Consider the following 11,392-nt stretch of genomic DNA (forward strand, 5'->3'; position numbering starts at 1 on the left):
CTTCAGCTACATCCCGACGTCCCGCCGCAGGTGTTGCACTTCATGCAGGTGCCATTGCGCACCAGCGTGTAGTTGCCGCATTCGCCACAGGCCTCGCCCTCATATCCCTGCATCTTTGCCTTGACGCGCAGGTCCACGGCCGGGGCCGCGGTGATCGTCGCGGTTGCCGTGTCGGTTGCCCGGATCTTGGTCGTCGTCAAAACGGCCGTCCCGGTCGAGGCCAGTTCCGCCGCCACCTGGTCCATGCCGCCTCGCAGAGCGACGAGATCCTCGGGCAGGCGTTTGCGCAGATAGCCCGAGGAGGTGACCGACTTGATCACTTCCAGTGACTTGGACGCAGCCGACTGACCGACCGGGGTGACATTGCCGTCGTCGCCGGCGGGGGCTTCCGCTTCGCCGATGGAGTCGAAGGTGGTGCCCTGCGGCTTCACGTGGGCCAGATCCTCCCGGTCAAGATAGCTCACCGCCAGCTCACGGAAGATGTAATCCAGCACCGACGTCGCATTCTTGATGCTGTCGTTGCCCTGCACCATGCCCGCAGGCTCGAACTTGGTGAAGGTGAAGGCGTCCACAAACTCCTCCAGCGGCACGCCGTATTGCAGGCCAACCGAGACCGCGATGGCGAAGTTGTTCATCATCGCCCGGAACCCGGCCCCTTCCTTGTGCATGTCGATGAAGATCTCGCCCAGGTTGCCATCGGCATATTCGCCGGTGCGCAGGTAGACCTTGTGCCCGCCGACGTTGGCCTTCTGGGTATACCCCTTGCGACGCTCGGGCAGCTTCTCGCGTGCGGCCTTCAGGTACTCCTTGACGATGACCTTCTCGATCACCTTCTCGGCCAGAACCTGTGCCTTGGCGTGCGGGTTGCCCGACTCCAACACCTCGGCGGCCTCGTCGTCGTCCTCGACCAGCGAAGCAGCCAGCGGCTGCGACAGCTTGGAGCCGTCACGATACAGCGCGTTGGCCTTCACGCCCAGCGACCAAGAAAGCTCGTACGACGCCTTGCAGTCCTCGATCGTGGCCGAGTTCGGCATGTTGATCGTCTTGGAGATCGCGCCAGAGATGAACGACTGCGCCGCCGCCATCATGTGGATGTGGCTATCCACCGACAGGAAGCGCTTGCCCTTCTTACCGCAAGGGTTTGCGCAATCGAACACCGTCAGATGCTCATCCTTGAGTGCAGGGGCCCCTTCCAGTGTCATGGTGCCGCAGACGTGGTCGTTTGCCGCCTCGATCTCCGCCTTGGTATAGCCCAGGTGACGCAGCAGATCGAAGGTTGGGTCGTTCAGCCGGGCCGCAGGGATACCCAGCGTCTGAGTGCAGAACTCCTCGCCCAAGGTCCACTGGTTGAACACGAAGCGGATGTCGAAGGCCGACGGCAACGCCGCCTCGATCTTCTTAAGCTCATCCTGACCAAAGCCGTGACCAATCAGCGACGTGTGGTTGATCCCCGGCGCGTTGCCAAGGCTGCCGTGGCCCACGGCATAGCTGATGATCTCGCCGATCTGTGCTTCGCCATACCCCAGCTTGCGCAGGGCGGCAGGCACCGACTGGTTGATGATCTTGAAGTAACCACCCCCGGCCAGCTTCTTGAACTTCACAAGCGCGAAGTCCGGTTCGATGCCGGTCGTGTCGCAATCCATGACCAGACCGATCGTGCCCGTGGGCGCGATGACGGTGGACTGGGCGTTGCGGAAGCCGTTCTTCTCGCCCAGCTCCACCACTTCATTCCAGATGGAGGCCGACAGATCGGTCAGCGTTTTATCCGGGCAGCCATCGATGTCGAGCGCGACGGGCTTCACCGCCAGCTTCTCATAGCCGTCCGTCTTGCCCAAGGCGGCCTGACGATGGTTGCGCATCACGCGCTGCATGTGGTTGGCGTTCTTCTTGTAGCCGGGGAACGGACCAAGCTCGCCGGCCATTTCGGCCGAGGTCGCATAGGCTACGCCGGTCATCACCGCCGTCAGCGCACCGCACAGGGCGCGCCCCTCGCGGCTGTCGTATCCCAGGCCCATATTCATCAGCAGGCCGCCAATGTTGGCATAGCCCAGACCCAGCGTCCGGAAGTCATAGGAGCGCTGCGCAATTTCCTTGGACGGGAACTGCGCCATGGCGACCGAAATTTCCAACGTGATCGTCCAGAACCTTGCCGCATGGATGTAGCCGGCATGGTCGAAGCTGCCGTCCGCGTTCAGGAACTTCAGCAGGTTCATCGACGCCAGGTTACAGGCCGTGTCATCCAGGAACATGTACTCCGAACAAGGGTTGGAGCCCCGGATCGCGCCGTCTTCCGGGCAGGTGTGCCAGTCGTTGACGGTGTCGTGAAACTGGATGCCGGGGTCAGCACAGGCCCACGCCGCGTGTCCCACCTTGTCCCACAAATCGCGCGCCTTGACGGTCTTGGCGACCTTGCCATCGCGGCGGTTCGTCAACTCCCAGTCGGCATCCTTCTCGACGGCGTGCAGGAAGGCGTTAGTGACGCGGACCGAGTTGTTGGAGTTCTGGCCCGACACGGAGTTGTAGGCCTCCGAGTCCCAGTCGGTGTCGTAGACGGGGAATTCGATGCTGTCATACCCCTGCTTGGCGTATTGCAGCACCCGCAGGATATAGGCCTCGGGGATCATGTGCTTCTTGGCGGCACGGATCACGTCCTTCAGTGTCTCGTTGACCGACGGATCGGTCGCATCGGCCAGGGAGCCGTCCCAGGCACGCACCGCTTCCATCACCTTGGTCAGCTGGTTCTGGTGCGCCTTGCTGCCCGCGACGATGGCCGCGACCTTCTGCTCCTCGATGACCTTCCAGTCGATGAAGGCTTCGATGTCCGGGTGATCCATGTCGACGATGACCATCTTGGCCGCGCGGCGCGTGGTGCCGCCCGACTTGATGGCACCCGCGGCGCGGTCACCGATCTTGAGAAAGCCCATCAGCCCCGACGACTTGCCACCACCCGACAGGGCTTCGCCCTCGCCACGCAGGTGGCTGAAGTTGGTGCCCGTGCCTGATCCGTACTTGAACAGGCGCGCCTCGCGGACCCACAGGTCCATGATCCCGCCATCATTGACCAGATCGTCGGCGACGGACTGGATGAAACAGGCATGGGGCTGCGGATGCTCATAGGATGATTTGGAGCGGACCAGCTTGCCGGTCTTGGGGTCGACGTAGTGGTGCCCCTGCGCCGGGCCATCAATGCCATAGGCCCAGTGCAGACCGGTGTTGAACCACTGGGGCGAGTTCGGCGCGGCCATCTGGCGGGCCAGCATCACGCGCATTTCGTCGAAATAGGTGCGAGCATCTTCCTCGGTGGTGAAATAGCCACCTTTCCAGCCCCAGTAAGCCCAAGCCCCTGCCAGACGATCAAAAACCTGTTTTGACGACGTCTCGCCGCCAAAGCGCGCGTCTTCGGGCAGCTTGGTCAACGCATCCTCATCGGGGACGGAGCGCCACAGGAATTCAGGGACGTCTTTTTCCTTTACGCGCTTGAGCACGGCGGGAACGCCGGCCTTGCGGAAGTACTTCTGCGCAATCACATCCGACGCGACCTGGCTCCACCCTTCCGGGATTTCCACCGCTTCCAGCTTGAACACTGTCGTTCCGTCCGGGTTGCGGATTTCCGACGTCGTCGTCGTGAAGTTCAATGCCGCATAGGCATCCTGGCCAGCCTCGGTGAATTTGCGCTCTAACCGCATGATCCTGTCCCCATTCCCTAAGTCAGTGTCCGCCGGAGCATTGCGCCCCGATTGTTCTTCATCTTCATCAATGTGAGGCGGTAATACTGTCTGTTCCGCAAAGGCTCCCTGTGCACGCAACCCGAAGGAGCGTGGGAATGTCTTGCGAAGGCTGCTGCCCGAACCTCACCGCGCTGCCACTAGATGTGGTGTGACTTACGCCGCCCGCTACCACTACATGCGGTTTGAAGCGTCGGTCAATGTGGATAACGGTGATAAAATTCAAAGAATGTTCTTGACGGTGCAACAGCGGCCGGCGGTCAGATTCGGCGTCACCAGATCACCTCCGGTCGGACCCTTTTTTACAATATGATGCGGGTCGCTCTGCCCAAAACACAGGCAGGGAAAACGACCGTGGCGCGAAGGACACGCTGGCATTCATACATATTTGTCCACAGGTTCTTCGCCCGCCGCGTATCCCATGATCCGAACGCGATGTCGCTGTTATACCAGATATGGTGATGCGATCGCGCAACGCCACCATATGATAGAATCGCCCGGCCAGCATTCGCGACCGAGCCACGCCTGAGCGGAAGGTGCCAGAAATTCTGGAAGAACTGGTCGGGGCGAGAAGATTCGAACTTCCGACCCCCTGTACCCAAAACAGGTGCGCTACCAGGCTGCGCCACGCCCCGACCTGTGTGGCCCATAACAGTGGATTGATCCGGGGAAAAGCCTTAGTCGCAGGCCCAGAGCGCTTTCTCTTGCGGCAGCGCCGCGCTGCGCAGCTCGTCGCCAGCGTCGATGCCGATTTTCCCCGCCATACCGCCGTTGATTTCCAGCACGGCGAGGGTCGGCGCTCCAGCCGGGATCGGTGTTTCGTCCAGCGGAACGGCGTTGTCGTGTACGCGGACGATCACACCGCTGGCATCAACGAATATCATATCCAATGGGATCAGCGTGTTACGCATCCAGAATGCGACGTTGGCTTCCCTTGGATAGACGAACAGCATCCCCGCCCCACGCGGCATCGTTTCGCGATACATGAGGCCCCGTGCCTGCTCCTGCGGGGTTAACGCAAGTTCCACGCGAAAACGGATCGAGCCGAAGTCACCCCGAATATCGACAATGCCCGGCGCGCAGCCCGCATCAGCCGTCTTCGCGGCAACGCCTGTCGCGAAAGGCGCCGCCAGCATGAACAGGCTGACGGCGACGATCCGTCTCAGTCCAAGAAAAATTCCCATCTGCGCACCTCGACCGCCAATTTGCCGCGCGCGCCATCGATGACGCGCACGCAAAGTGCTTCACCGGCCAGCAGATCCGCAAGTCCGAAGCGACGCAGAACTTCGACGTGCACGAAGATGTCTTCGGAGCTGCCGAACACATTCACGAAGCCGAAGCCCTTGCTCCGGTCAAACCATTTCACCCGTGCGGGCAGGTACGGCGCATCGGCCGGAGCATCCTGCATGTATTCAGGCGCAGATTCGTGGGACTTAGTCTCGGGAGGTTCGATTTCCAGAACTTCGACCGCCTGGAAGCCACGCTCGCTCACCTGATAGGTAAGCGAAACCCGGCTTCCATCCAGAACCGAACTCTGCCCAAAGCTTCGCAAGACATTCGCGTGCAACAGAATGTCACGATCCAGCCCATCACAGACAACAAATCCAAATCCACGAGCAGCATCAAACCATTTCACGAGTCCAACGATCTGCTCATTGTTCTCCGTTGAGTTCTCCGCTGAATTCACACCGTCCGCCATAAATTTAACTTCTCTACCAGTTAAGACAATACGCTGGCGGAAATGGTTGTACCGCAAATCGTTGCTAGTGGTTGTACTCCGCTAGGTACATCCCCCGCCAACGGATTAGTCAAGTTTACTTGAAGTCCATAATAATTAACAAAAGATTAACATTTTTGAAAAATACTTGAAATTCTTCACGATATCGTCTCAGCGAATTCAGAGCGGGGGCCAACACGAAAGTACCTGAAATTTCAATTTGTCAGGGATTTAGACGCGCCACGTCCCAGTTTTCGGCCGCACAGTCCGGTCGAGTGAACCTGAATCGGTCGTGCAAGCGGAATGCGCCGTCGGCCCAAAGCTCGATCTCGACTGGTCGAATCCGGAAGCCGCCCCAATGCGGGGGGCGCGCGGGCATAGGGCCCTTCGTTGCCGTTACCCTGGCGACCTTGGCCATCAACGCCGAGCGGCTTTCCAGAGGCCGCGACTGGTCAGACGCCCAAGCTCCCAGCCGCGACTGTAGCGACCGCGAATTGTAGTAAGCGTCAGCCTGTTCGTCCGACACACGCTCGACCAGACCGCGCACGCGCACCTGCCGTCGGAGGCTCTTCCAATGCATCACGAAAGCGGCCTTGGGGTTCGCCGCCAGCTCCTGACCCTTGGTGCCCTCGAAATTGGTGTAGAAGACGAAAGCCCCGTCCCCGGACCCTGCCCCGACCTCGATCTCCTTGAGAAGGACCATCCGCACATTGGGCAGCCCGCCTTCGTCAACGGTGGCGATGGCGATCGCGTTCGGGTCTTCCGGCTCGGACGCCGTCGCTTCCTCCAGCCAACGGGCAGAAATCGCCACCGGATCGTTGCCTGCGAATATGCCGTCCCGCTCGCTGCCCATGGAACCGTCCCCTTACCTGCTAACCTTGCTGCACAAACGCCTTTCGCCTAAAGCCTGATGCAAGGCAAGTCGGAGGGGCATCATGACACAGCTGATGGCAGGGAAGCGCGGACTCATCATGGGTCTCGCCAATGATAAATCGATCGCATGGGGCATCGCCAAGGCCTGCGCCGAACAGGGCGCGGAATTGGCCTACAGCTTTCAGGGCGAGGCGCTGAAAAAGCGTGTTGTTCCGCTGGCGGCGCAGACCGGCAGCGATATTGTGATCCCTTGCGATGTAGGCGAAGGGGCCTCGATCGATGCGATGTTCGCCGAACTTGCCACCCATTGGGACACGCTGGATTTCGTGGTTCACGCCATCGGCTTCTCGGACAAAAGCGAATTGCGCGGGCGCTACATTGATACGTCGCTCGACAACTTCCTGATGACCATGAATATTTCAGTCTACAGCTTTACCGCCGTGATGCAGCGCGCCGAGAAGATGATGACCAACGGCGGATCGGCCCTTACCCTGACGTATTACGGTGCCGAAAAGGTAATGCCGCATTACAACGTCATGGGTTTGGCCAAAGCGGCGCTGGAGTCCTCGGTCCAATATCTGGCAGAAGACCTCGGTCGCGACGGTATCCGGGTGAACGCCATCTCCGCCGGCACCATCAAGACGCTGGCCGCATCGGGCATCGGCGACTTCCGCTACATCCTCAAATGGAACGAATACAACTCGCCGCTGCGCCGAACTGTGACAACCGACGAGGTCGGGGCCTCGGCCATGTACCTGCTGTCGGACCTGTCGTCGGCAGTCACCGGTACGATTCACCACGTGGATGCCGGCTACCACGTGGTCGGCATGAAAAATGTGGATGCCCCCGATATGACACTGGAAAGGAAGGGCGAGTGATCCGGGCAATCGGCCAATGGGCCATCGCGCCCATTGGACGCGCCAGGCGCAACGCATACAGGACCTCAAGCGCGGGCCCTGACCGATGACGACCCTTACGATCGGACAGCTGGTCGCCTTCAACGTCGCGCTCTTCTTCGCTGTGGCAGCCCCCGGTCCGGCGTTCCTCATCTGCACACGATCCAGCCTGCAAGATGGCGTTCGTGCCGGTGTCATGACGGGGCTAGGGTTGGCAATCGTTGCCGGTCTGTGGACCCTGGCGGCCTTGCTGGGGCTGGACGCGCTTTTTGATGCGGTCCCTCAGGCCTATACGGTGATGAAAATCGGTGGCGCGATATTGGTGCTTTTTTTCGCGGTAGGCACTTGGCTGTCAGCCGCGGCCCCCGTACCCGACACCCCCCAAGGCTCCTCCGGCCGGGCGTTTCTGCAGGGCGTCGCCCTGAACCTTGCCAACCCCAAAAGCATCATCTTTGCTGTCGGAGTTCTGCTGGTCATTTTTCCGCCCGGCCTGAACGCGATCGAGATGGGCATTCTGACTGTCAACCACATCCTGCTGGAGGCGATCGTTTATTCGACCCTCGCCTACCTTCTGAACCGGCCGAACGTCCGCGCCCGCTACATTGCGCTCAAGCCTCGGATCATGCGTACCATGGCCATAATCCTGGCACTTCTTGGCCTGCGCCTGCTGCTCTGGGGGTAGGCAAGTTCTTGACCATTGACTGCGGCCCGTGGTCTAGCCTGCTGCAAAACACCGCCGGAGATCTGCCCCATGTCCAACCAATTGCCCCACGAAAAGGGTTTTCACATCAGCTGGGACCAGATTCATCGTGATAGCCGCGCGCTTGCCTGGCGGCTGGATAGTCGGGGGCCGGGCGAAGGCGGCGCATGGAAGGCTATCGTCGCGATCACCCGTGGCGGCATGGCCCCCGCGATGATCGTCGCACGGGAACTGGGCATCCGCCTGGTGGATACGATCTCGATCAAGTCCTACGACCATCAGGCGCAGGGCGATGCGCAGGTCCTGTCCAAACCCGACCCCGAGATGGTTGGCGACGGGACCGGTATTCTGGTGCTCGACGATCTGGTCGACTCGGGCAAGACGCTGGAAGTCGTGCGCAGCCTATACCCCAATGCCCATTTCGCGACCGTCTATGCCAAGCCGAAGGGGGAGCCGATGGTCGATACCTTCATCACCGGCGTCAGTCAGGACACTTGGATCTTCTTTCCTTGGGACATGGCCCTACAATACGTCGAACCCTATCGCGGCAAAGAATAATCCGGCCCTCCGGGTCCGCTCTGCGAGCATGGCACCCGGCTCTTACGGATGCTCAAACAACGCGACGCGTCAGCCTCAGCCGAATCCCGTCCTTCGATCGCACCGTCAGATGTGCGACCGGAACCGGTGGGGCACCCACAGGATCAATACGGAACGCCCCGACAAGGCACCCCAACAGCAGCACACCCTCGGCCATCGCGAAGCCCGCCCCGGTGCACACACGCGGCCCCGCGCTGAACGGAATGTAGGCCTTTCTTGCCGACTCCTTGGTGGCCTCAGTGCCCCAACGATCAGGGTCAAAGCCGTCGGGATCATTCCACATCCGGGTGTGACGGTGCAGGTGCCAAGGGCTGAGCACGATTTGCGCGCCTTTCGGCGCATCGCGTTTGCGAAACACTTCCGCCCGGGTCGTCTCGCGCACCATCATCGGCACCGGAGGGTAGAGGCGCAGCGTCTCGCGGAACACATCGCGTGTAAACGGCATCTTTGAAAGATCTGAAAACATGATGGTTTCCCAATCTCTCACAGCCTCTACCGCCACCCGATCCTGCGCGTCCGGATGCGTTGCTAGCAGGTAAAGCGCCCAAGCCATCGCCGAAGCGCTGGTCTCGTGTCCCGCTAGGAAAAAGATCGCGACCTGGTCGACCATTTCCTCCGGGCTGAAACGCTGCCCTGTTTCGGGGTCGGGGAAGGTCATGATCTTGGTTGCAAGGTCACCCGGGGCCGTTCCCGCCGCGATTTCGCCTGCGCGCCGCTCGACCAAGGCGGTGATGGCCGCCCGAATTGACCGTGCCGCCCCCAACGTCCGGCGCTTGTGGAATCGCGGCAACCAATGCGGTAAGGGGATCAGCGCGGCAATATTCAAAAGGGGCTGCGTTCGTTGATAATTCCGGAACTTTTGGAAAACCTCCGCTGCCAGGCTGTCCTCGATCGGTACAGAAAACAGCGTGCGAAAGATCACATCGGCGGCGGCATAACTCGCCAATTCTTCCACCTCCTGTTCTCCGTCCCGCACCCGTGCAATCATCGCGGCGGCAGCGTCGCGCATACCGGGAAACGCCTCGCGCAACCGCCCACCCGCGAAGGCGGGATCAATGATCCGCCGCTGCCGTCTCCATTCCGCACCATTCGTCACGAACACCGACCGCCCCAAAAGCGGGGCAAGACCTTCTCGGATGCGGTTGGATTTCGGAAAATCCTCCGGACGCGATTTCAGAACCAGCTCAATAAGATCCGGATCGTTCATCATGTAGCTTCTGAAGAACGGCGTACGGAACTCGGCCATCCACGCGCCATACAAACGCGCCGGCTGCGCGCTCAGGATGTCCGTCCGGAACCGTCGGGCATAGCCCAGCAGCCCCACACGCCCATCGCGCGACATGGGTTTCGGCGGGATCACGATGCCATGTCCGTAAACCGGTTGACCGCGCGCCGCTTTGCCGACGGGCTCGGCCTGCGATCCGCGAACCGCGCGGCAAGACGCTTTGGCCCGGCGGTCACGCGGAAATAATCGTAGTCGCCTGGCTTGCCCGACAGATTGTCGAAGGCACAAAGATATTGGAAGTGAAGGCGGAAATAGCGCCGCTTCAGCTTGGCCCAGGCTCTCGGCTTCAATGTCTGGCTGAAGGCCGCCGACAGGATCAACGGTCCTGTCTGAAACTCGGGGGCGACCCCGGACACGGACACCGGATCGCACAGCGCGAAGGCGCACCCATCACCCGGAGCAGTCACATCAACCCAAGGGATCAGATCTTGCCCCCCCATCAGATGAAGGTCGGATCGCAACCTATTGGCTTTAGGCAGGAAGCTGAGCATTGGAACGACATGTCCCAGACTCAGGAAACTGCATTTTCCAGGCGGAATACGCTCGTCACGGATCATGTCGGCCAGAACCGAAATCGCCAGATGCGCGCCCGACGAATGCCCAACGACCAGCACCTCGTCAGCGTCCGACGCCAAGGCCTTTGCGACCTTTTTGGCGAATGTCACCATGCGCGCCTCCAGCTCGGGCGGGTTTGCGCCCTTCCACCGGGCCGAGAAGGCGTAGTCGTGCATCAGATAGTACGCGAAGACCTTGGAGTCCTTGCGTTTAAACCAAACCAGCACCGCCCAGATCACAGCAATGGAGCACACCAACCCCAAACCCACCGCCGTCACCCCGACGGATGGCCAGATGCTGCGGACAAGCAATTTGACGGACTGGCCCAATACCCATCCAGCGATGACAGCCACCACAAGCTGCAAGATAAGGAAAACAATTGGATAGAGCGCGGCGATAACCGGGCCTTGGCGCAGGCGCATCAGGCGAAACAACGCACCGGACCCGATATATGTCCATGCCGTGCGGACAAGCTGCGCATAGGTTGAGGGGATCGACGCGGCCATGGACGAGGACACGATGTCGGACCAGACCAACACCTCGATCTCGGTCTCGACCCTAGCATTTTCAATCTCAGCGGTCACCCTCCAGGAATACGGGCCATCGCCCTTGACCTGGGAAATCTGGAACCCCGATATTTCGGACTGTCGCGCGGCCTGCTTTCGGTACAATTCGCGGTAACGCCGAGCGTGAAACGGATCGAACCCAGGGATATAGAGCACGCGGCGGCGGCATACGTCCTGTGTCATCTTGGCGCTCACGGCTTTCCTATGTTCGTCTGAGGATGACAGAAGCATCGGGCGGGATTAAGGACAAGACATGGATATCGATCTCGAAGTCGACGCGCTCGGCCTGCTGTGCCCACTACCCGTACTGCGCGTGAAGAAACGGATGCAGACGCTGCCCTCGGGCGCGACAGTCCGATTGTTGGCCGACGACCCGGCAGCGCATGTGGATGTGCCCCACTTCTGCGCGGAAGCGGGGCATAAGTTTCTTGGGGTCGACGGATCGGCATTCACGATCCGCAAAGCCTGACGCGTAACG

10 protein-coding genes and 1 tRNA gene are annotated in these 11,392 nt (G+C 60.6%); 4 read left to right on the plus strand and 7 right to left on the minus strand.

The genetic code is table 11. From position 1 onward, the window contains the following. Window positions 1-2: 2 nt before the first annotated feature. The 5 genes from BLV27_RS12430 to pdxH all read right to left on the minus strand — a co-directional run bounded on the left by BLV27_RS12430 (window position 3) and on the right by pdxH (window position 6,295). A complete protein-coding gene (locus tag BLV27_RS12430) occupies window positions 3-3,686 on the minus strand; it encodes a vitamin B12-dependent ribonucleotide reductase (RefSeq protein WP_092646439.1) in 3,684 nt (1,227 codons plus the stop codon). A 597-nt stretch (window positions 3,687-4,283) separates the two neighbouring features. Further along, window positions 4,284-4,360: transfer RNA gene (locus BLV27_RS12435), tRNA-Pro, on the minus strand. Between the two features lie 42 nt (window positions 4,361-4,402). Further along, window positions 4,403-4,909, minus strand: coding sequence for a DUF192 domain-containing protein (locus BLV27_RS12440; protein ID WP_244504649.1), 507 nt, complete (start codon window positions 4,907-4,909; stop codon window positions 4,403-4,405). Beyond that, complete coding sequence (locus tag BLV27_RS12445) at window positions 4,888-5,481, minus strand: cold-shock protein (protein ID WP_425283659.1); 594 nt, start codon at window positions 5,479-5,481, stop codon at window positions 4,888-4,890. The genes BLV27_RS12440 and BLV27_RS12445 overlap by 22 nt, the downstream gene beginning before the upstream one ends. A gap of 184 nt (window positions 5,482-5,665) precedes the next feature. Next, window positions 5,666-6,295 (minus strand): pyridoxamine 5'-phosphate oxidase, encoded by a 630-nt coding sequence (gene pdxH, locus BLV27_RS12450; protein ID WP_092646445.1) that lies wholly within the window; start codon window positions 6,293-6,295, stop codon window positions 5,666-5,668. An 82-nt stretch (window positions 6,296-6,377) separates the two neighbouring features. Between pdxH and fabI the strand changes: the two genes are divergently transcribed. From fabI to gpt, 3 genes are all read left to right on the plus strand, one after another. Further along, window positions 6,378-7,193: an enoyl-ACP reductase FabI gene (gene fabI / locus BLV27_RS12455; RefSeq protein WP_170831442.1), complete on the plus strand. Its 816-nt coding sequence runs from the start codon at window positions 6,378-6,380 to the stop codon at window positions 7,191-7,193. Between the two features lie 85 nt (window positions 7,194-7,278). Continuing rightward, window positions 7,279-7,893: a LysE family translocator gene (locus BLV27_RS12460; RefSeq protein WP_092646449.1), complete on the plus strand. Its 615-nt coding sequence runs from the start codon at window positions 7,279-7,281 to the stop codon at window positions 7,891-7,893. Between the two features lie 69 nt (window positions 7,894-7,962). Continuing rightward, complete coding sequence (gene gpt / locus BLV27_RS12465) at window positions 7,963-8,469, plus strand: xanthine phosphoribosyltransferase (RefSeq protein ID WP_092646451.1); 507 nt, start codon at window positions 7,963-7,965, stop codon at window positions 8,467-8,469. Between the two features lie 52 nt (window positions 8,470-8,521). Here gpt and BLV27_RS12470 read toward each other — a convergent pair whose 3' ends face one another. Together BLV27_RS12470 and BLV27_RS12475 are read right to left on the minus strand one after the other, a co-directional pair. Then, on the minus strand, window positions 8,522-9,868 hold the full coding sequence (locus BLV27_RS12470; RefSeq protein WP_092646453.1) for a cytochrome P450: 1,347 nt from the start codon (window positions 9,866-9,868) through the stop codon (window positions 8,522-8,524). Next, a complete protein-coding gene (locus BLV27_RS12475) occupies window positions 9,865-11,097 on the minus strand; it encodes a hypothetical protein (RefSeq protein WP_092646537.1) in 1,233 nt (410 codons plus the stop codon). Before BLV27_RS12475 ends, BLV27_RS12470 begins: the two co-directional genes overlap by 4 nt. A 70-nt stretch (window positions 11,098-11,167) precedes the next feature. Here BLV27_RS12475 and BLV27_RS12480 point away from each other — a divergent pair, with 70 nt between their 5' ends. Next, the gene (locus BLV27_RS12480; protein WP_092646455.1) at window positions 11,168-11,383 is read left to right on the plus strand and encodes a sulfurtransferase TusA family protein; all 216 of its coding nucleotides are present in this window, start codon (window positions 11,168-11,170) and stop codon (window positions 11,381-11,383) included. Window positions 11,384-11,392 lie beyond the last annotated feature (9 nt).

Origin of the sequence: Jannaschia faecimaris (assembly GCF_900107415.1) — a bacterium.
GTDB classification, from domain to species: domain Bacteria; phylum Pseudomonadota; class Alphaproteobacteria; order Rhodobacterales; family Rhodobacteraceae; genus Jannaschia; species Jannaschia faecimaris.

Excerpts from the sequence above, each read along its gene's own strand:
- BLV27_RS12430 (WP_092646439.1), bottom strand. The coding sequence starts at position 3,686 with ATGCGGTTAGAGCGCAAATTCACCGAGGCTGGCCAGGATGCCTATGCG.
- BLV27_RS12440 (WP_244504649.1), bottom strand. The coding sequence starts at position 4,909 with ATGGGAATTTTTCTTGGACTGAGACGGATCGTCGCCGTCAGCCTGTTC.
- pdxH (WP_092646445.1), bottom strand. The coding sequence starts at position 6,295 with ATGGGCAGCGAGCGGGACGGCATATTCGCAGGCAACGATCCGGTGGCG.
- fabI (WP_170831442.1), top strand. The coding sequence starts at position 6,378 with ATGACACAGCTGATGGCAGGGAAGCGCGGACTCATCATGGGTCTCGCC.
- BLV27_RS12460 (WP_092646449.1), top strand. The coding sequence starts at position 7,279 with ATGACGACCCTTACGATCGGACAGCTGGTCGCCTTCAACGTCGCGCTC.
- gpt (WP_092646451.1), top strand. The coding sequence starts at position 7,963 with ATGTCCAACCAATTGCCCCACGAAAAGGGTTTTCACATCAGCTGGGAC.
- BLV27_RS12475 (WP_092646537.1), bottom strand. The coding sequence starts at position 11,097 with ATGACACAGGACGTATGCCGCCGCCGCGTGCTCTATATCCCTGGGTTC.
- BLV27_RS12480 (WP_092646455.1), top strand. The coding sequence starts at position 11,168 with ATGGATATCGATCTCGAAGTCGACGCGCTCGGCCTGCTGTGCCCACTA.